The following is a 20,499-nucleotide window of genomic DNA, read 5'->3' as shown; positions in this document are numbered from 1 at the left end:
GGCGAAAAGTTTGCCTACAAAATCAAATAATATCGGCGGTCGTGGCGGCAGACGCGTAGGTGCCGGGCGTAAAAGGAAAGCGGTTGTTGAAAAAGCTAGTGAAGGAAACCCCGGTGGCAGGCCTTTAAGCGTTCTTGATATTCCGGAGCTTGAAGGTGCTGAAATGCCTCAGCCTCACGAGTTTTTATCCGCCACGCAAAAAGACGGTACTCAGCTTCAGGCTAGAGAAATTTTTGAAGAAACGTGGAAGTGGCTAAAAGACATTGGTGTGAGCAGTAAAGTGCCATCTCCTCTTATTGAACGGTATGCGATGAGCTGTGCTCGTTGGATTCAATGCGAGGAAGTAACCAGTAAACTCGGGTTTCTTTCCAAGCATCCAACCACGGGTAAACCGATACCATCGCCTTTTATCAATATTGGTATTAACTACATGAATCAGGCGGTCAGGCTTTGGAATGAGATTTTCCAGATTGTGAAAGAAAACTGTTCGACTGAGTTTGATGGTGTTTCACCTCAAAACGATTTAATGGAACGCCTGCTTTTAACACGTAAAAACATTTAGGAGAAAAAATTATGATAGAAAAAGTAAATCCAAGTCACCCGGACAAGATTGCGGATCGTATTGCCGGAGCAATTGTTGATCTGGCTTACAAGATTGATGAGAACCCGAAGATTGCTGTTGAAGTGATGCTCGGGCATGGTAAGTGTGCCGTGTTTATTGAAAGCACGGTGATGTTTAAGTTTAAGGATATTAAAAATATTATCCACCGTTTAAGCCCTGGGAAAGTAAAGATTGATATTACGGTCGTGCCGCAGGATAAGCATTTAAGCCAAAACCAAAACGGCATGGTTCGCTGTGGCGATAACGGGATTTTTAAAGGCGTACCGCTAACAGACGAACAGAAGAAACTCTCGGCTATTGTTCGAAAGGTTTATGAAAAGTATCCGTATGACGGCAAGTATGTTCTTGATGGTGAAAAGCTTATCATCTGCCAGTCTCACGCTAAACGAGAAGACTTATTGAAAGACTATCCGAATGCGTTTGTTAATCCTTTAGGCGACTGGACGGGCGGTATCAGCGTTGATACGGGAGCGGTTAACCGAAAACTCGGGTCAGACATGGCTGATTCTGTTACAGGCGGCGGCCTTCATGGTAAAGATCTTACGAAAGCTGACGTGTCGGTTAACATTTACGCGTTTTTGAAAGCACAGGAAACCGGCCGGGTGGTTGAGTTTTCTTGCGCTATCGGGGACGAGATGGTTGATGGTAAACCGTATTCGCAGATTGTGAAAATTGCGAAAGATTATATTGACTCGGTGGGTGGTTTTGAAAAGCTGGCTTGCTGGGGTCTTTTCTAACGGGAGGAAAGCTTATGGAAAAAGAAATGCAGTATTATTTGGCTGACGTAAGTGAGCTTATCCCGTATGTGAGAAACGCTCGCACGCACTCTGAGGCGCAAGTAGCTCAGATAGCGGCAAGTATTCGTGAGTTTGGTTTTCTATCCCCGATTCTGGTGGCTGAGGATAATACGATTCTCGCAGGGCATGGTAGGCTTGCCGCGGCACTAAAACTGGGTCTTAAAAAAGTTCCGTGCGTGAAAGAAAACCATTTAACTGAAACACAAAAGCGTGCTTATATTATCGCGGATAATAAGCTTTCACTTAACGCCGGCTGGGATAATGAGCTTTTAGCAGTCGAGTTATCGGAGCTTGAAGGAGCTGATTTTAACCTTGATCTTCTCGGGTTTGATGAGGCGGAGCTTTCCAGTATTTTTGATGCTGATAAAGACGTAAACGATGATGATTTTGATGTTGAAAAAGAGCTGGAAGAACCATGTTTTTCTAAAACAGGTGACATATGGACGCTTGGCAGGCATCGTGTTATTTGCGGTGATGCTACTAAGTTAGAAACATATAAGACGCTTCTTGAGAATACTAAAGTGAATCTGGTGGTTACTGATCCGCCTTATAACGTGAACTATGAGGGTTCTGCTGGGAAAATCAAAAACGATAATATGGAGGATGATAAGTTTTACCAGTTTCTTTTCAACTCGTTCGTGAACATGGAGCAGGCGATGGCAGATGATGCATCTATCTACATGTTTCATGCTGACACGGAGGGATTGAATTTTAGAAAAGCATTCCAGGACGCGGGGTTTTATCTTTCAGGTTGTTGTATTTGGAAGAAACCGTCGCTGGTGTTGGGTAGAAGCCCTTACCAGTGGCAGCATGAACCATGTTTGTATGGGTGGAAGAAAAAAGGTAAACACAAGTGGTACGCGGGTAGGAAAGAAACTTCAGTTTGGGAGTTTGAAAAGCCTAAGAAAAACGCTGATCATCCAACCATGAAACCAATAGCTCTTTTAGCGTATCCGATTAAAAACTCGAGTATGACGAACTCGCTTGTGTTAGATCCGTTTGCTGGAAGTGGTAGCACGCTTATAGCCTGCGAGCAGACTGGTAGAATCTGCTACGCTATCGAGCTTGACGAGAAATATTGTGACGTGATTGTGAAACGTTATATTGAGCAGATTGGAAATGATAAGAGTGTGAAAGTTTTAAGAGGCGGTAAAGAATACTCGTTTACTGAAGTATTTACTAACAAGTAAGACTCGTATTTTATATGAAAAATAGTTTACGACCGCTTGATAAAAACCTTCTTTAGAGTGATTTATATATGTACCCGAAAAAACCTAAAGGAGGCAAAATGGAATTAAAATACGGGTTAAAAGGAAAAGATAGGCAGCCGCTTATTAAAGCTATAGAGGATTCTACAGGAGTAAAGGCTGTTTACTTAAAAACTCCAAGTATGTCTTACAAGATAGGTGTTTTCAACATTAGTAAAGATGGTACGGTCACGTGTAGTAGTGAAGAAAATTTAGATGATTTAAAAAACATGTTAGACGCTGACTATGGTATAAGTCTTCCAGTCTGCGCGTGTGATGGTACGCAATATTTTAGTGTTGAGTTTCCTAAAGATAAGGCTGATGTGGTAAAGCTTAAGAAAATACTTGATAATAAGGGCGATCTTATTAAAAAAGCGTTAGGAGTGAACAGTCTTAATATTAAGGAAGAAGATGATAAGCTTATTTTTCCTTGGTTTGAGCAGGCTAACCAACCAGGCTTGGCATCCTATGCGAAGTTTATAAACAGTCTTTGTAAAATGAGCGTGGAAATTAAACGCGTAAATAATAGTAAGCGTGAGACAGTTAACGATAAGTATGCTTTCAGATGTTTCCTTCTTAGACTCGGGTTTATAGGAGACGAGTTTAAACAAGACAGGAAAATTATGCTTTCCCGTTTAGAAGGCTCCTGCGCTTTTAGAAACGGGGGTGAGCGTAATGCTGTATGCGAGTGAAGACCAGGCGTACGAGTTGAGTGAAGACTGTACTACAGGCTCTTTGGTTGAAGAAATTTTCGCGAATTTAGAGCAAGAGAACGAGGTTTTTGTAAAAGCATGTTTTACTGTAGTAGATGATTTTTGGGTGATTATTATTTCAGCATGATTTTAGAAACATTTTAACGGTTTTTAAGAGTAAAAAAATTAGCGAAAACTGGTGGGGAAAAACGTGTAAATACCCGGTGTTTCTTGGCTTAAAAGCTTGCTATTGCGCGCTTTTAGAGTGATATATAGTATCAGCAAAAAGCACAGAAACAAAGGAGAAACCTTATGAAAAAAGAAATCTTACAAAACCTTACAAACGAAGTTAAAACATGCAGACGCTACGCGCTAAACGCAATCAAAAAAGCTGAAGAAGGGAAAATTAGTTCGGCTATCAGCATGCTCGACATTGCACAAACAGCAAAAACCTGCGCCAGTAAAGCTCACGAGGAGCTTTGGAAGGTAAGCGGAGGAAAACTCAACGATACGGAGTTTGAACTGTTTGCGGATGCTGAAACCTTGGACAAGGATATTCAAAAAGCTTATCAAGCGATTCAACAAGCAAGAAGCTAAAAGAAAGGGGGATAGTCAGCCATAGGGTTGGAAGGCTGGAGAAAAATCGTGGAATTATCCGCGATTTTTTCTCGTTTACGGCTTGCTATTATGTGCTTTTAGAGTGATATATAGTACTAACAAAAAACACAGAAAAAGGAGAAAAATCATGTGGGAACAAGATACGCTTAGGGTTGAAGATCAGGTTGTAAGCTACAGTATGAAGGTTTTTGAAGAGCCAAGCGAATATGGGATTAACCAGGGGCGAATTTCCAAGCTTACTTTGAAAAACAATAACAAGGTTATCGCAAACTATGATAGAGGCTGGGATATTATGCCAACAGGCAAGCTTGCAAACGAGGCTTTAGAAATGATCCTTGACGCAAGAAACTAAAAACTTTAAGTCTAGTTAAAAGCAGCAGGGCTTTTTAAGGCCCTGTTTCTCGTAGGAAAGATAAGAAATGATGTGGACGCAAGTAAGCGTCTTTTTTTATGCCTAAAGAAAGGAGGAGCTTAAGTTGCAAAAATACGAGGTTACTAAGTTTAAAAAAGAAGATTCAACCTATAGTAAAGAGCTTGCGGATTATGCCGTGAGTTTTATCGAATGTTTAACACACACGAAAGGCACGTGGGCTGGTAAGCCTTTTAAGCTCCTAGCCTGGCAGGAACAGATTATCAGGGACTTGTTTGGCGTGGTGAAACCGAATGGTTACCGTCAGTTTAATACTGCTTATATTGAGATACCTAAGAAAATGGGTAAAAGTGAGCTTGCCGCGGCAGTAGCCTTGCTTTTATGCTGTGGGGATAATGAGGAGCGAGCGGAAGTTTATGGTTGTGCGGCGGACCGTCAGCAGGCAACAATCGTGTTTGACGTGGCCGCGGACATGGTTAGAATGTGTCCGGCTCTTAATCGTAGGGTTAAAATTTTAGCTTCGCAAAAACGTATTATTTTCCTACCAACTAACAGTTTCTACCAAGTGTTGTCGGCTGAAGCTTACTCTAAACACGGGTTTAACATTCACGGTGTCGTGTTTGATGAGCTTCACACGCAGCCAAACCGTAAACTTTTTGACGTGATGACTAAAGGCTCCGGGGATGCTCGCATGCAGCCACTATATTTTCTGATTACCACAGCCGGTACGGATACACATTCTATCTGCTATGAGACTCATCAGAAAGCAGTGGATATTCTCGAGGGTAGGAAAATTGATCCAACTTTTTACCCAGTGATTTATGGTGCAAAAGATTCGGATGATTGGACTGATCCGAAGGTGTGGAAGAAAGCTAATCCTTCTCTTGGAGTGACGGTTCAAATGGAGAAAGTTAAGGCTGCTTTCGAGTCCGCTCGGCAAAATCCTGGTGAAGAGAATGCTTTCCGTCAGCTTCGTCTTAACCAGTGGGTGAAACAGTCTATTCGTTGGATGCTGATGGAAAAGTGGGATGCTTGCGGTTTTCAGGTGAATGAGGAAGAACTCGAGGGCAGGGTCTGCTACGGGGGTCTTGACCTTTCAAGCACCACTGATCTTACGGCTTTTTCGCTTGTGTTTCCGCCTTTAGATGAGTCGGATAAGTTTCGTATCCTACCATATTTTTGGGTGCCTGAAGAAACCTTGGATATGCGCGTGAAACGGGACCATGTGCCGTATGACGTGTGGGAAAAACAAGGGTTTATTAAAACTACGGAAGGAAACGTTGTTCACTACGGGTTTATTGAAAAATTCATCGAAACATTAGGTGAACGTTTCAATATTCGTGAGATTGCTTTCGACCGTTGGGGCGCGGTGCAAATGGTGCAAAACCTTGAAAACATGGGGTTTACCGTGGTCCCGTTCGGACAAGGATTCAAGGATATGAGTCCGCCTACCAAGGAGCTCATGAAGCTTGTGCTCGAGCAGAAAATCGCACACTCTGGGCATCCGGTGCTTCGCTGGAACATGGACAACATATTTATTAGGACAGATCCTGCAGGAAACATTAAGGCAGATAAGGAAAAATCAACCGAGAAAATTGATGGTGCTATCGCAACCATCATGGCACTTGACCGTGCTATCAGATGCGGTAACGCGAACACTCAAAGCGTGTATGACGCTCGAGGAATCCTATTCATGTAAGGAGGTGGGTCATGAATATTTTTAGTAAAATTTTTAAGAGTAGAGATAAGCCTGAGAATCGTTTTAACTTGAATGCTCAAAGGTTTATTAGTGGCATGTCTTCTTCGGGTAAGAGGGTGAATGAGCGTTCGGCGATGCAGATGACGGCTGTCTACTCGTGTGTGCGTATCTTGTCTGAAGCGGTGGCGAGTCTGCCGCTTCACGTGTATGAGCGGACGAGTACGGGTACGGCTAAAGCGGTTAAACATCCTTTGTATAAGGTGCTTCATGATGAGCCGAATCTTGAAATGACAAGCTTCGTGTTTAGAGAAACACTGATGACGCATCTACTGTTATGGGGTAATGCTTACGCGCAGATTATTCGAAACGGTAAAGGCGAGGTTTTAGGCTTATACCCTTTAATGCCTGATCGTATGAGAGTTGACCGGGATGAGAGTGGCCAAATTTTTTACGAGTATACGTTAAATGATAGTGATGTTTTAGCGGGTAAAGAAACGAGTGTGAAACTTAAACCTTTTGACGTGCTTCATATTCCCGGTCTTGGTTTTGACGGTCTTGTTGGCTATTCGCCTATTGCGATGGCAAAAAACGCTATCGGTATGGCGATAGCTACGGAAGAGTATGGTGCATCGTTTTTCGCTAACGGTGCTACACCAAGCGGAATCTTGGAATACCCCGGTACAGTAAAAGATCCGTCTGGTATGAGGGATAGTTGGAATAAGGGGTTCTCGGGTTCTAACTCGCATAAGATAGCGATTTTAGAGGAAGGCATGAAGTATACGCCTATTTCTATTTCGCCTAACGAAGCACAGTTTCTTGAAACTCGTAAGTTTCAGATTAACGAGATCGCTCGTATTTTCAGAGTCCCACCACACATGGTTGGTGATCTGGAAAAATCAAGTTTTTCTAATATTGAACAGCAGTCGCTGGAGTTTGTGAAATACACGCTTGATCCTTGGGTGGCACGGTTTGAACAGTCTATTACGAGACGGCTTTTTACTGATAAGGAGAAAGAAACCTATTATGTGAAGTTTAACGTGGATGGTCTTCTTCGAGGAGACTATCAGAGTCGTATGAATGGTTATGCTACCGCTCGTCAAAACGGTTGGATGAGCGCGAACGATATTAGACAGTTAGAAAACTTGGATAAGATTCCAGCCTGTGAAGGTGGCGACTTGTATTTGATTAACGGCAACATGCTCCCGCTTAACCGTGCAGGAGCGTTCGCAAACAGTAGCGGAAAGGAGGAAAAAGGTGATGAGGAAGTTTTGGCAGTGGAAAAACCAGGCGGTCAACAGTGAGAATAATGAGATTTTTGAGAGGACACTGTTTCTTAACGGTACGATTGCTGAAGAATCATGGTTTGATGATGATATTACACCACAACTTTTTAAAGACGAGTTAAACGCTGGTAGTGGGAATATTACAGTGTGGATTAACTCGCCTGGCGGCGATTGTGTGGCTGCGGCACAAATCTATAACATGCTCATGGATTACAAGGGTTGTGTGACGGTCAAAATTGACGGTATTGCAGCATCGGCTGCATCAGTGATTGCGATGGCCGGGACAAAGGTTTATATGAGCCCGGTGTCAATGCTTATGATCCATAATCCTATGACGGTTGCTTTTGGCAACAGAAACGAAATGGAAAAAGCAATATCAATGCTTGATGAGGTCAAAGAGTCCATTATTAACGCTTACGAGATTAAAACAGGGCTTAACCGTGTGAAACTGTCGCATTTAATGGATTCGGAAACGTGGATGGATGCTAACAAGGCGGTAGAACTCGGGTTCGCGGACGGTGTTTTAACTAGAGGTGAAACCACTGATATTGGCATACCACAAGTTTCAACATTGTATTCGAAAGCAAGCGTGCAAAACACGTTATTGGAAAAAATATCTAAAGCCTGCCGGATAAGCGGTAAGGAAACAAACAATATTAGTGCAGACGATCTTATGGATCGTCTTTTTTTAATCAAAAATTGGAGGTAAACATGATGAACACTATTTCAAACATGGTTGAGAAACGTAACAAGGCCTGGCAGGGTGCAAAAGCTTTCCTTGAGTCTAAACGTGACAAGGACGGGCTTATTTCAGAAGAAGACGCGAAAACCTATGATGAGATGGAAGCGAAAGTGAAAGCTTACAGTATGGAAATTGATCGCTTGGAGCAGATGGAAGTAATGGATAAGGAGCTTTCAAAACCAACATCTGAGGCGATTGTTGCAAAACCTATGAAAACAGGTGTGAACTCTGAAAAACAAGGTCGTGCGCGTGACGAGTATAAGCAGGCGATGCTTACAGCTCTTAGAAGTAATTTTAAACGAGTCGATAACGTGTTGCAGGAAGGCGTGGACACTGACGGCGGGTATCTTGTGCCGGAAGAATACGATAATCGTCTGATTGAAACGTTGAAAGAAGAAAACATTATTCGCTCTCTTGCTACCACGATTACCACTAGTGGAGAGCATAAGATTAATGTTGCGATGAGTGATCCTGCAGCGGCTTGGATTGAAGAAGGCGCAAGCCTTAACTTTGGTGATTCCAAGTTTGCTCAAATCCTGCTTGACGCTCATAAGCTTCACGTTGCGGTAAAAGTTACTGAAGAACTCTTGTATGATAATGCGTTTAACCTCGAGAATCATCTTCTCACATCCTTCGGCATGGCGTTGGCTAACGCGGAGGAAGACGCTTTTCTTAACGGGGATGGCGTTGGAAAACCGACTGGTATTTTCAACAAGAAAGACGGCGGCACGTTCCTTAAAGAAACTACCGGTATTAAAACTGATGATCTGATTGATCTTGTTCACGCTTTGAGGCGACCATACCGTAAAAACGCGAGTTTTATTATGAACGATAAAACAGTCGCGAGCATACGAAAACTTAAAGACAATAATGGCGCGTACGTTTGGCAGCCTTCATACCAGGATGATGAGCCGAACAGGATTCTCGGATACCCGGTATACACGTCTGCTTACGCGCCTGAAAACATGGTGGCTTTTGGAGACTACTCGTACTACAACATTGGCGACCGTGGTTCACGCTCGTTTAAAGAGCTTACCGAACTTTTCGCTGGAAACGGCATGATAGGTTTCGTTGCAAAAGAGCGTGTAGACGGCAAACTCGTGCTTAAAGAAGCAGTACAGATTCTGCCTGTTAAAACAAGCGTAGCAGCTTAAAAGTTAAGGAGGGGTGTTGATGATAGTTACAGTCGAGGAAGCAAAAAACTATCTTAGGGTGGATAGTCGAGAAGATGATGAGCTTATCAACACCCTTATTCGTTCTGCTGAAAAACTCTGCCAGGGAGTAGCTCGTAAAAACGATAGGAGTTTGATTAGTGAAAACTTTGACGAGTATCGGCTCGCAGTCTTATACGCTACAGGCTACTTGTATGAGCATCGGGAAGAAGCAGACCATCACACGCTAACTCTCACTTTACGTTCGATGCTTTTTACTGTTAGAAAAACGGGGTTTTAAATGAGAATAAGTTTATTAAACGAGCGTATTATGCTGCTTAAAAACAGTGTTGAAATTGATGAGGTTGGTAACCATAAGATTAAGTGGAGTAAATATTACGAGTGTTACGCTACGGTGAGTGCTGAAAGCCCAATGGAGCAGACTTCGGCGGGAAACGTGTGGGATGAGTCAAAAATAGATTTTACTATCCGCTATTCGAAAGAAACAGCCGTAGTCTCATCTATTGGTTACAGGATTATTTTCCGTGATACGGTTTATGAGATTTTAGGTGTTGACCACATGAATTACAGGAAGAAAAGCCTGAAACTTCACTGTAAGAGGTGTAAAAAGTGAGCAAAGTAAGTATTGGCAGCCTCTCTAAAGAAGTTATTAGAGAGCTTAAAACTTACGCGAAAGTTACAACCGGGAAAGTAAAAGAAGCAGTAAAAAACGCTGGTAAAACAGCAAAAGAAGAAATTAACATGACAGCTCCTAAACGAACTGGAGCGTATGCGAAAAGTTGGGCGGTTAAAACATTAAACGAAACAGGCAGCAGACTAGTTCTCGTAGTGCATTCTAGAAACAAGTATCAGCTTACACACTTGTTAGAGTACGGTCATGCTAAACGAGGCGGCGGACGCGTGGAAGCAAGAGCACACATTGCTGAGGCTGAAAGTAAAGCAGTACGAAGTTTTGAAAAAGAAATAGAGGAGGCGGTTAAAAATGGGTAATCTTTTAAACATTATGAGGGAGATAGGTTTTCCTTTCGCATATCACCATTTTGCTGAAGGAGAATCCCCTAATCCGCCTTTCCTCCTGTTTCTTACGCCTGCGAGCAGTAATTTTTCTGCAGACGGGAAAGCGTATTTTAAAGCAAACGAAGTTCATATTGAACTATACGCAGACTATAAGAACCCCGTGCTGGAAGAACAAGTTGAAGCCGTGCTTGACAGGCACGGCATTTTTTATAACAAAACAGAAACATTCATAGAGTCGGAACAGCTTTATGAAACACTCTACATTTTTGAAATGGAGGTAACAGAAAATGGGAAACAAGGTTAAATACAATCTTAAAAACGTGTACGCGGCAAAACTTAAAAAAGATTCGAGTGGTTTCTCCTACGATGAGCCTAAACCTATTCCGGGAGCGGTGAGTATAAGCCTTGAGGCTGAGGGTGAATCCTCACCGTTTTACGCTGACGGGATTGTTTACTTCAGGTCGACTGCGAACAACGGTTACAGTGGCGACTTGGAAATTGCTCTTATACCTGAATGGTTTAGAACGGAAATACTACGAGAAGAACTAGATAAAAACGGTGTGCTGGTAGAAAACGCGAAGATTAGCGAAACAGAAAAATTCGCGCTCCTGTTTGAGTTTGATGGTGACGTGAACGCGATCAGACACGTTTTATATAACTGTTCAGCAACACGACCGTCTATCGAGTCAGAAACTAAGGAAGACACTATAGAACCGGGTACGGAAACTTTATCGCTCACGGCTGATCCTAGAGAAGATGGTTTAGTGAAATCTAGGAGTGGTGACACTACTTCAAAAGAAACCTATGAGAAATGGTATAAGAGCGTGTACGTTCCGCAAGTTAACACGGAAATCAAATAAGTTTTAAAGGGGTAAAAGTGTTAGAAAAAACAGTAAAAGTAAATGGTAAAGACGTGAAGTTTCGTTCTTCCGCCACTATTCCAAGACTGTATCGTATTAAATTCAAGCGTGATATTTTCAAAGACCTATCAAAATTAGAGCAGTCTTTCAAAAACAACGAGGGTGTTTTTGAAATAGCAGATCTTGAAATTTTTGAAAACGTAGCCTATATCATGGCTTATCACGCGGATAATAGTATTCCAGCAAGTATTGATGAGTGGCTTGACGAGTTTGAAATGTTTTCTATCTACGAGATTCTTCCTGAAATTCTAGAACTTTGGGGAGCAAACTTGGAAACTGAAGTAAAATCTAAAAAAAATTTAAAGCAACAACACGGCAAATGACAACCGCGTTGTTTCTTCTTAGATGCACCGAAATTGGGATTAGTATTTGCGAACTGGATCTTTTAACCATCGGCATGATTTTAGACATGTGGACGGAGAAAGCAAACGATAGTGTGAAATACGATAAGCTCGCAAGCCAAACAGAATTTGATAGGTTCTAGAGGTACAATGGTTGCGAAAGTTATAAACGAATACCGTCATATTCTTACATGTATTAAAGGGTCATTAGCAATGGATAAAAAAGAAAAGAAAGAAAGAAAAGAAAAATTAAGTAAGTATGTCAATTTCGGGAATGGTAAATTTAAGGATCAAGAAATTGAGGATTTAGAATATCTGGTTGAAAACAGAGAAAAATTTGATGGAGCAACTAAAACATATGGTTCATCATATAAATCATTTGATTCTGAAGGCACATATCGCGTATATGAGGAAGAAACATACACTTTCCATAACGACGAAGAAGGAATTCATATTGATAAGAATCTTCAACGAGAATGGGATGATGGTCAAAAAGATGTTTGGGAAAGCTCCTATGACACAGCTCGTGACATCCTCAAGAACGCGTACAGATTCTTTGAAAGAGACTAATTAGTTAACTAATTAAGATGTTGATATAAGGCACCTGCTGAATTGTAGGTGCTTTTTTCATACCTAAATTAATGGAAAAAGGAGGTGAAGTTATGGCAAACAGGATTAAAGGTATTACTGTTGAAATTGGTGGGGATACTACAGGCTTAGATAAGTCTTTACAACAGGTGAATTCGACTATTCGCTCAACCGAGCAGTCGCTTCGTGATGTTAATAGGCTTTTGAAACTTGATCCGACTAGCACGCAGCTTTTAAGCCAAAAGCAGGCTTTTTTGCAGAAAGAAATCCAAGAAACGTCTAATAAGCTTAACGTTTTGAAACAGGCGGATAAGCAGGCTAAAGTACAGTTGGAAAACGGGGAGCTTGGTAAAGACAAGTATGATGCGTTGCAGCGTGAGATTGTTGAGACAGAAAATAATCTTGATAGTTTAAAAGAAAAATTAAAACAGGTAGGTAGTGTTAGTTTAACCAAGCTTAGTAGCCAGTTTGATAGTACGAGTAAAAAGATAAAGAAACTAGGAGATGGTATGTCATCTCTTGGTCAAAGTTTAAGCACGAAAGTTACGCTGCCGATTGCTGCTATTGGTACTGCTGGTTTTACTGCTGCAGCAGACTTACAGGATGCTATGGGGGCTACAGAGCAGATTTACGGTAAGTCTGCTAACAAGATGCTTAAATGGTCAGGAAGTTTGAAATCCTATTATGGTATTGCTCAAGGTCAAGCTTTAGAGTATGCGAATACTATGGGCGCGATGTTGAAAAATATTGGTGGGAAAAGTGATGCTGAAGCAGCCGAGATGAGTCAGAAGCTGGTTGCTCTTGCAGGCGACTTGTCTGCTATGTTTGGTGGCACAACCGAGTCTGCTGTTCTTGCTTTAACGGGCGCGCTTAAAGGTAATAATGCGATGCTTGACAATTATGGTATGGGTGTTAACGAGGCGACTATTAAAGCTAAAGCTCTTGCCATGGGTTTGCATGATGGTAGAGGCGCGATGAGCTTGCAAGCGAAACAGGCTGCTACTTTGGCTCTTATTATGGAGCAGACTGCTGACGCTCAAGGGCAGGCTGGGCGTGAAGCTGCGGGCGCTTCGGGTTCTATGAAGATTCTAAAAACAGAGTTGCAGAATATTGCTGCGACTATTGGTAATGTTTTACTTCCCGTCATAACACCATTAATGCAGAAAATATCAGCATGGCTTTCTAAATTTAAACAGCTTTCTCCAGAAAGCCAAAAACTTATAGTGACACTTGGGCTGATTGCTGCGGCAGTCGGCCCTTTTTTAGTGGTTCTTGGAACGTGTATTTCTAAAATAGGTGTTGCTATACAAGGGTTTTCTAAACTAGCTTTGTTTATAGGTAAAATGTTCGCAAGTTTTACTTCCGGCTCTAGTATTCTTGAAGGGTTAGGCGCTGTTTTAGGTGGAGTATCCGCGCCAATACTCGCGGTTGTTGCGGTTATTGGTGTTCTGGTAGCAGCTTTTGTAACCTTATGGAACACTAACGAAGAGTTTAGAAACAGTGTTATTGCTGTTTGGGAGAAAATCAAGGAAACTTTCACCGGTTTTGTTAATAGTGTTAAAGAAAAACTGTCAAGCCTTGGTATTGATTTCACGAGTATTGTTGAAGGGCTTAAAACAGTGTGGAATGGTTTGTGTGCTATTCTAGCTCCACTGTTTGAAGGCGCTTTAAATTTAAGTTTTACTAGTTTCAAAACCGTTCTTGATTTAATCACAGGCGTTTTAGACGTTTTTATAGGCTTGTTTACCGGTAACTGGTCTCAGCTTTGGAATGGTGTAAAAGAAATTTTTACCGCTGTTTGGAACGCGGTTAAAAACACGTTCATAACGGTATTTAACACGTTAAAAAACGTTTTTAACGTGTTTTTGTCTTTCTTTGGCACTAGTTGGAACAAACTGTGGTCGAGTGTGAAAAACTTTTTCATGAATGTTTGGAATGGTATCGTATCGTTTTTCACTAACGTTTTAAACGGTATTAAAAACACGGCAACAAGTGTTTGGAATGGTATTAAAACTGCGATCATGAGCGTGGTAAACGGTATTAAAACAAGCATTTCAACAGTGTTTAATTCAGTAGCAAACATGGTTAAGTCTGTGTTTAACGGTATTAAAAACACGGTTGTGTCAGTTTGGAATGGTATTAAAAACGCTATCATCACTCCGATTGAAGCTGCGAAAAACAAGGTTAAAGCAGTAATCGACGCTATAACAGGGTTTTTCTCTGGCATAAAACTTAGTCTTCCTCATATTAAACTGCCGCATTTTAGTATTAAAGGACAATTCTCTCTTACGCCACCGTCTGTACCGTATCTTGCTATCGACTGGTATAAGAAAGCAATGAACAAGCCAATGCTGTTAAACGGGGCGACTATTTTCGGTGAGAAAAACGGGCGTATGCTTGGCGGCGGTGAAAAAGGTCCGGAAGTGATTATGGGGCTTGATACTTTGCAGAATATGAGCGCGGGAGCGAACACGCAAATGCTTAGTGTTATGAACCAGATTCTAGCGATTATGGACGCGTATTTCCCACAGTTTTCCAACCAGAGTATTGTGCTCGACACTGGCGAACTAGTGGGTGGTATCGCGCACAGGATGGACAGTGAGCTTTTTAAGCTTCAAACAAGAAAAGCAAGGGGGTGGTAAAAGTGTATGGGATGCTAATAAACGGGTTGCATAGTTTTAACGATCTAGGGCTTGTTGCTACAAGCCGTCCACTAGTTCAACTTCCAGAACCCAAATTAGAGTATTTGCAAATACCAGGCAGGCAGGAAAGTATTGATATTAGTGAAAGTCTTGCCGGTGAAGTGTTATACGAGATGCGTGAAGGCTGTTTTGAATTCATTGTTGCAAACAAAAACAAGTGGAGTGAAACATGCCATAGTGTTAAAACGTTAATCCACGGCAAGAGTGTGAAACTGTCTCTTGATGATGAACCATTGTTCTACTATCAGGGTCGAATGTGGGTTAGTGATTTTAAATCGGATAAAAACTATTCAACTCTCACACTCAACTATAAGCTGCAACCGTATAAGTATAGTGTAGATGATTCGGATGGGGTTCACACAATATGGGGTGTGCAAGTAGATGATAAGCGTGAAATAACACTCGTTCACGATTTTGACATGACGCTGATTCCAGAATTTAACAACCTGTCGTCTAACAGTATGCTACTGGATTCTAATGGTAAAAACTATGAGATTAAAACAGGTGTTAACCGTTTCCCACAGCTTCGTTCAAAAATAAACATGAGTTTAACATTCGTTGGAAACGGGATGGTAAATATTTCCTATAAAAGGGGGTGGTTGTGAGTGTACAGGATCATGCTTGACGGTAATACGATTTACTATCCAAATGATGACAAAGCAGTACTTGATGATATTACGTTAAACTTGGAGCTTAACACTGCGGGAACGTTAACGTTTACTTGCCCGAGTCAAAACCCTTGCTATGAGCTTATTAAAAACCGGAAATCAATAGTAAGCGTGTGGCGTGACGATGAGGAGATTTTCTTCGGCGAGGTTAGAGAGCAAGTAAAAAACTTGTATGGTAGTAAGAAAGTAACTTGCGTAGGGTTGTTAACTTACTTAGCGGATAGTATTCAACCTCAGAAAGAATACCATGATCAGAGTTCCTACCAGCTTTTAGAAAAACTTTTACAAGCTCATAACAGTCAAGTAGATGATTATAAGAAAATAAGAATTGGTTTCGTAACCGTATCTGACTCGAATGATTCACTCTACAGGTTTACTAATTTTGAAACCACGCTTGAAGCGATCATGGGTAAAATGGTTGAAAAGCTTGGCGGATATGTGCGTCTTAGAAAAGAAGACGGGAAACTTTACTTAGATTACCTACGTTTGGAGGAAATGGGTAAAGCTACAAGCCAGCATATTAGTTTCGGCTTGAACCTGCTTGAATACGCGGAAAACCTTTCAGCAGAGGATGTTACTACAGCGGTTATTCCTCTCGGAAAAGAGTTGGAAAACGAGAATAGTGAAAACGAGGTTCTTAAAAAGCATGTTGATATTACTTCAATAAACAATGGGAAAAACTATATAGTATCTCGTGAAGCGCAAAAAACATTCGGCTGGGTTTGTAAAGTTGTTAATTTCAATAATGTGACAGTTCCAACTAATCTTATGCGTAAAGCTGTTAAATGGTTACAGGATAACCAGTTTGAAAGGGTAGAAATAAGCCTTAGCGCGGTTGACTTATCCGAGTTAGGTTTATATTATGCGACGATTAAGTGTGGGGATAGGGTTCGTTGTCTAGCTCCACAATTTGGCATGGACCGTGTGTTTCCTGTAGTAAAACAGACTATACCGATTCAAAAACCAGGCGAAGTTAGAATCGTGCTTGCGAGCAGGATTTCTAAAGGGTATGTGCAAAACGTGTCGCATGCTGTTCAAACGTTAAAAGAAGAAACGGTTGAAGCTAGAAAAATTGATAACGAGCGTGTTAAAGCTGCGATCGATAATATTAAAGCGCAAATGGGTAATTCTCAAAGCGGCTATAAGATAAGCGAATACGATAGTAAAGGCATGTGGGTTCGTGACCTTTACATGGATACGCCTGATAAGAACACTGCTACGAAAGTGTTACAGGTTAACATGAATGGTATTGCTGGAAGCCATAACGGTTTTTCAGGCCCTTACAATACTGCGATGACTCTTGACGGCATGGTGTATGGTGACAGGATTATCGGACATTCGATTGACGCGGAAAAACTTTCAGTTTCTTACACTTCCCAGGTAGAAAAGCAGATTAGTAAAGCAAAAAACGAGGCTATAAAAGACACTGGTAGGCGGCTTGAAAACTATTACACGATAAGTGAAATCAACACGAAACTGAATGTTACAGACGGTAAGATTGAGGCTGGTGTTGAAAGCGTTAACCATAGTCTTAAACAGAAAAACGGTAACTATTACGGTTCGTATACTCCAAGCCATTTTAACGCTCCTATGAGCTTGTGGCTGACTGATAGTGAAAAAATGCAGCATGTTGGTGATTTTTTCTACGACACGTCAACCGGCTACGCTTACAGGTTTATTGTTAAGCAGGAAAGTTTAGCCGTAAAATTTAATGAGAAGTCGCACACGGAATCAGCTTTTGACGATTTTGTAGACATTTTTTACAAGCATGAGGATAAAATTTACGCTATACCGGGTTTAACTGGTGAAAAAATTTCTGGCGCGACAGTGTTTGTTCCATCAGTCGAGTTTTGGCTACATTTTAGAACTAACTGGTCTCCGTTTGACAATTATGGTTTTAAGATTGATAGCATTAAAAAAGAGTATTCAGGAGAAATTTCAGGATACGTGTCTAAACTGCCTGAAGATATTAACATTATTGAGGTTAAAGGTGAAAATTATCCTGAGTCTGAACACCCGTATAAAGCTGGGACAAGCAAACTATGGCATTACGTTTCAGCTGACAGTATAAGTAGTTTTAGAACGTTCGATTGGATCAGAGTTAAAGATAAAGACATTGAGGCTGCTAAATCCACGGCTGATAAGGCTATTTCTAAACTAACCATAGTAGAAGATTCCATATCTTCAATGGTTAAAAAAGGTGATTTTGGTAGTTTCATGCAGCAAAACTATAACAGTTTCCTTCTCGGGTTTAACCATTCGAGTAAATACGTGCAAATAACACCCGGGCAGATAGAACTTTACGATGGTGAAGTTGATGAGGATCATAAAAGAGCTGTTTTTGATAAAAATGGGAACAACTTCTACCGTAACGGCGTGTATATTGGCTATGTTGGAACCGGCGAGTGGGAAGAAGATAATTCTCACAAGGGTCTAGTTTTTCATCTTACTAGCGACGGAAAGTATATGGCTTTCGCGCAGCGTAAATCAGCTGATGAAGAAACATACGCTACTATGCTGTGTTTTTCACGTTCGCAAAGCATTTATAAAGAGTATGGTATTCACGCTGGATGCAACTTTTACATGCATGGTAACAAGATTATAGATCCTGTTTGGGAAGACGGTGCAGGAGTAGACGCGGATATTAACTATGTGCAGATTATTGAAATGAACCAGGATGGGAAAGCTTCAAAATGGGGTTCTAACGCTCACATGGTGTTTAAAAACGGGATACTCATGAAAGTTAAATACTATTAAAAACGCGGAAGTGAACGTTGGTGGAAGCGTTGATGGAAGCGAGTGAAGCGTGGAAGTGAACTTGAGCGGAAGCCGGATGGAAATGGAGGAGAATTTGTTATGGAGAAACTTATTATTCCCACAAACAAAATAGTGGCTAATAAAGGCACGCGCTTAAAAGACGTGACAGAAAGTATTACAACACCTGTAGTTGATAATACGAAAATTTTATGCGAAATCAGCCACAAGCTGGATATTATTCTAAAAAGATTGGAGGAGAGTAGTGGTAAAACCGACAATTAGCTACGCGGTAGCTGTGCAAAAATATAAGGCTGAGTTAAACGAAAAAATAGTCGAGTTGAATAAGCAAATACCAATACCTACTTACATGATAGAAGGCATTGTTGCAAGCGTATTATCTGATATGCGTTCGGCGGTGATCGCGGAAAACTCGATGGAATATGAAGCGTATGTGAAACAGTTAGAAGACTATTTTAACTCTAGAGAACGCGAACTTAACGACGAAATTTTGAAAATAAAAGCCGAAAAAGCCGAAAAAGACGAAAAAGATGAAAAAGATGAAAAAGATGAAGCGGCTGGGAAAAGTGTAAAAGATGAAATGGTTGATGAAGGTGAAAAAGATGGTAAGGAGTAGTCATGTGTTGAAAAATAATATCAGTTGAAATGCTGAAATGTTGAAATGTTAGGGCAGGTGTGGTTTAAACCATGCCTGCCCTTTTTTATTACTTTCTACTTTTTGTTTTTTGTTTTTATAAGAGTACTGGCAAATGTTAGGAAAACTTGTAAGGAGAATTATGAGAGGATTTTGGAATATTGCTCAACTGGCTTTCACACTAGTAGGCGGCTGGCTGGGATACTTTTTAGGCGGGTGCGACGGGCTGATCCTCGCGCTCGTTTTATTTGTGGTTGCGGATTATATTACAGGCGTGATGTGTGCTGTTACGGATAAGAAACTGTCTAGCAGCATTGGTTTTAAGGGCATTTTTAGAAAGGTGCTCATTTTTATGCTTGTTGGTATAGCAAACATTATAGATTTTCATGTTTTGAAGCAAGGAAGCGTGATTAGAACCGCAGTAATTTTCTTCTACCTATCTAACGAAGGATTATCTTTAACCGAAAACGCGGCTCACCTGGGGCTTCCCGTGCCTGAGAAATTAAAAAACGTTTTAGAACAATTACACGACAAGAACAGGAAGGACAATACTCATGAGTAAAAAAGGAATAGACGTGTCAGAATGGCAGGGTGACATTGATTTCAACGCGGTGAAAGCATCCGGTGTTGAGTTTGTGATCATTCGAGCAGGATACGGTATCGGATGCAAAGACAAGTGGTTTGAACAGAACTATCGTAAAGCAAAAACATGCGGTCTTGATGTTGGAGCCTACTGGTATTCGTACGCAAACTCTGGTTTTGAGGCGGCTGAGGAAGCTCAAAGCTGTGTGAACATGCTTTCAGGTAAGAGTTTTGAGTATCCTGTTTACTTTGATTTGGAAGAGAAAAGCCAGCTTAACCGTGGGCGAGTTTTCTGCGATTCGCTGATTACCAGTTTTTGCAATAAGCTGGAAGCTTGCGGGTATTATGCAGGTTTTTACACTTCGCTTTCAACTGCTAATAATCTTGTGTCATCTCATGTTAGAAACCGTTACGCTTTGTGGATTGCACAGTGGAACACGCACTGTGATTATCAGGGTTCGTATGGTCTTTGGCAATACTCGTCAAGTGGCAGTGTGCCTGGAGTAGCCGGCAGAGTTGACATGGATTATGCTTACGTGGATTATCCGAGCATTATTAAAAACGCTGGATTAAACGGGTGTAAAAACGGCGGCTCTGACCAAGCTGCGCGCACGTCAAGTATTGATGAGGTGGCGCGAGAAGTTATTAACGGCGCGTGGGGTAACGGCAGCACGCGTAAACAGCGTTTAACTTCTGCCGGATACGATTATGCGAGCGTGCAAAATAAGGTTAATGAGCTTCTCGGTGTTAAAGCCTGTAGAAAGTCGGTTGATGAGCTTGCACGTGAAGCAATCCGAGGCGCGTGGGGTAACGGTAGCACGCGTAAACAGCGTTTAACTTCTGCCGGATACGATTATGATACGGTACAAAAACGAGTAAACGAACTCTTGTAAAACAGTTTGAAACATGTAAAGCCCGAGGCTTGTTCCTACATTGGAGCAATCCTCGGGCTTTTTTTTATTTTTTAAGGTTAAATTGTCAAGTCAATAGGTTAAAAAACACTGTTTTTTCTTTGCCTGTGATGTAAGGA

The 20,499-nt window shown here is 41.4% G+C and carries 25 protein-coding genes; all 25 read left to right on the top strand.

Translation table 11 applies throughout. From position 1 onward, the window contains the following. Positions 1–10: 10 nt before the first annotated feature. The 25 genes from HXT40_RS05010 (at position 11) to HXT40_RS04890 (ending at position 20,362) form a co-directional block, all read left to right on the top strand. Positions 11–562 carry a P27 family phage terminase small subunit gene (locus tag HXT40_RS05010; protein ID WP_421777193.1) on the top strand — a complete coding sequence of 184 codons (552 nt, stop codon included), beginning with the start codon at positions 11–13 and terminating at the stop codon, positions 560–562. A gap of 11 nt (positions 563–573) precedes the next feature. Next, on the top strand, positions 574–1,359 hold the full coding sequence (locus tag HXT40_RS05005) for an S-adenosylmethionine synthetase N-terminal domain-containing protein (RefSeq protein ID WP_421777192.1): 786 nt from the start codon (positions 574–576) through the stop codon (positions 1,357–1,359). 14 nt (positions 1,360–1,373) lie between these two features. Next, positions 1,374–2,609, top strand: a complete 1,236-nt coding sequence (locus HXT40_RS05000; protein ID WP_421777191.1) for a site-specific DNA-methyltransferase — start codon at positions 1,374–1,376, stop codon at positions 2,607–2,609. A 98-nt stretch (positions 2,610–2,707) separates the two neighbouring features. Then, the gene (locus HXT40_RS04995; RefSeq protein WP_065189400.1) at positions 2,708–3,358 is read left to right on the top strand and encodes a virulence protein; all 651 of its coding nucleotides are present in this window, start codon (positions 2,708–2,710) and stop codon (positions 3,356–3,358) included. Then, positions 3,342–3,506, top strand: a complete 165-nt coding sequence (locus HXT40_RS04990; protein ID WP_180946780.1) for a hypothetical protein — start codon at positions 3,342–3,344, stop codon at positions 3,504–3,506. Before HXT40_RS04995 ends, HXT40_RS04990 begins: the two co-directional genes overlap by 17 nt. A 164-nt stretch (positions 3,507–3,670) precedes the next feature. Further along, entirely contained in the window at positions 3,671–3,955 is a 285-nt protein-coding gene (locus HXT40_RS04985) for a transcriptional regulator (RefSeq protein WP_065189401.1), read from the top strand. A 148-nt stretch (positions 3,956–4,103) separates the two neighbouring features. After that, entirely contained in the window at positions 4,104–4,328 is a 225-nt protein-coding gene (locus HXT40_RS04980) for a DUF7678 domain-containing protein (RefSeq protein ID WP_065189402.1), read from the top strand. Positions 4,329–4,452: 124 nt separating this feature from the next. Further along, a complete protein-coding gene (locus HXT40_RS04975) occupies positions 4,453–6,045 on the top strand; it encodes a terminase large subunit (protein WP_421777190.1) in 1,593 nt (530 codons plus the stop codon). A gap of 11 nt (positions 6,046–6,056) precedes the next feature. Beyond that, on the top strand, positions 6,057–7,346 hold the full coding sequence (locus HXT40_RS04970; RefSeq protein ID WP_415704842.1) for a phage portal protein: 1,290 nt from the start codon (positions 6,057–6,059) through the stop codon (positions 7,344–7,346). Then, positions 7,303–8,037, top strand: a complete 735-nt coding sequence (locus tag HXT40_RS04965) for a head maturation protease, ClpP-related (protein WP_415682754.1) — start codon at positions 7,303–7,305, stop codon at positions 8,035–8,037. The genes HXT40_RS04970 and HXT40_RS04965 overlap by 44 nt, the downstream gene beginning before the upstream one ends. A 2-nt stretch (positions 8,038–8,039) precedes the next feature. After that, positions 8,040–9,224, top strand: coding sequence for a phage major capsid protein (locus HXT40_RS04960; protein WP_415682665.1), 1,185 nt, complete (start codon positions 8,040–8,042; stop codon positions 9,222–9,224). A gap of 19 nt (positions 9,225–9,243) precedes the next feature. Continuing rightward, the gene (locus HXT40_RS04955) at positions 9,244–9,522 is read left to right on the top strand and encodes a head-tail connector protein (protein ID WP_415682663.1); all 279 of its coding nucleotides are present in this window, start codon (positions 9,244–9,246) and stop codon (positions 9,520–9,522) included. Further along, positions 9,523–9,855 (top strand): phage head closure protein, encoded by a 333-nt coding sequence (locus HXT40_RS04950; RefSeq protein ID WP_421777189.1) that lies wholly within the window; start codon positions 9,523–9,525, stop codon positions 9,853–9,855. It abuts the gene before it with no gap. Beyond that, positions 9,852–10,232, top strand: a complete 381-nt coding sequence (locus HXT40_RS04945; RefSeq protein ID WP_004104983.1) for an HK97 gp10 family phage protein — start codon at positions 9,852–9,854, stop codon at positions 10,230–10,232. Before HXT40_RS04950 ends, HXT40_RS04945 begins: the two co-directional genes overlap by 4 nt. Then, complete coding sequence (locus HXT40_RS04940; RefSeq protein ID WP_421777188.1) at positions 10,225–10,563, top strand: hypothetical protein; 339 nt, start codon at positions 10,225–10,227, stop codon at positions 10,561–10,563. The genes HXT40_RS04945 and HXT40_RS04940 overlap by 8 nt, the downstream gene beginning before the upstream one ends. Continuing rightward, a complete protein-coding gene (locus HXT40_RS04935) occupies positions 10,547–11,119 on the top strand; it encodes a major tail protein (protein WP_014554473.1) in 573 nt (190 codons plus the stop codon). Before HXT40_RS04940 ends, HXT40_RS04935 begins: the two co-directional genes overlap by 17 nt. A 17-nt stretch (positions 11,120–11,136) precedes the next feature. Beyond that, positions 11,137–11,502: a hypothetical protein gene (locus HXT40_RS04930; RefSeq protein ID WP_004117064.1), complete on the top strand. Its 366-nt coding sequence runs from the start codon at positions 11,137–11,139 to the stop codon at positions 11,500–11,502. A gap of 231 nt (positions 11,503–11,733) precedes the next feature. Then, on the top strand, positions 11,734–12,090 hold the full coding sequence (locus HXT40_RS04925) for a hypothetical protein (RefSeq protein ID WP_155115407.1): 357 nt from the start codon (positions 11,734–11,736) through the stop codon (positions 12,088–12,090). Between the two features lie 92 nt (positions 12,091–12,182). Then, positions 12,183–14,750, top strand: a complete 2,568-nt coding sequence (locus tag HXT40_RS04920; protein ID WP_004117054.1) for a hypothetical protein — start codon at positions 12,183–12,185, stop codon at positions 14,748–14,750. A gap of 11 nt (positions 14,751–14,761) precedes the next feature. Further along, positions 14,762–15,415, top strand: coding sequence for a hypothetical protein (locus tag HXT40_RS04915; protein WP_421777187.1), 654 nt, complete (start codon positions 14,762–14,764; stop codon positions 15,413–15,415). Between the two features lie 12 nt (positions 15,416–15,427). Continuing rightward, the gene (locus HXT40_RS04910) at positions 15,428–18,235 is read left to right on the top strand and encodes a phage tail spike protein (protein ID WP_421777341.1); all 2,808 of its coding nucleotides are present in this window, start codon (positions 15,428–15,430) and stop codon (positions 18,233–18,235) included. 42 nt (positions 18,236–18,277) lie between these two features. Beyond that, the gene (locus HXT40_RS04905; RefSeq protein ID WP_410294680.1) at positions 18,278–18,517 is read left to right on the top strand and encodes a hypothetical protein; all 240 of its coding nucleotides are present in this window, start codon (positions 18,278–18,280) and stop codon (positions 18,515–18,517) included. Then, entirely contained in the window at positions 18,498–18,869 is a 372-nt protein-coding gene (locus HXT40_RS04900; protein WP_016815990.1) for a hypothetical protein, read from the top strand. Before HXT40_RS04905 ends, HXT40_RS04900 begins: the two co-directional genes overlap by 20 nt. A gap of 160 nt (positions 18,870–19,029) precedes the next feature. Further along, the gene (locus HXT40_RS04895) at positions 19,030–19,449 is read left to right on the top strand and encodes a phage holin family protein (RefSeq protein WP_004118368.1); all 420 of its coding nucleotides are present in this window, start codon (positions 19,030–19,032) and stop codon (positions 19,447–19,449) included. Then, positions 19,442–20,362, top strand: coding sequence for a GH25 family lysozyme (locus tag HXT40_RS04890; protein WP_421777186.1), 921 nt, complete (start codon positions 19,442–19,444; stop codon positions 20,360–20,362). The genes HXT40_RS04895 and HXT40_RS04890 overlap by 8 nt, the downstream gene beginning before the upstream one ends. The last annotated feature ends 137 nt before the right edge of the window (positions 20,363–20,499 follow it).

The sequence above is a fragment of the Gardnerella sp. DNF01180P genome, from assembly GCF_049244205.1.
In the GTDB taxonomy this organism is placed as follows: domain Bacteria; phylum Actinomycetota; class Actinomycetes; order Actinomycetales; family Bifidobacteriaceae; genus Bifidobacterium; species Bifidobacterium swidsinskii.
Note: the sequence above shows the minus strand (reverse complement) of the source record. Positions and strands in the feature narration are given on the sequence as shown.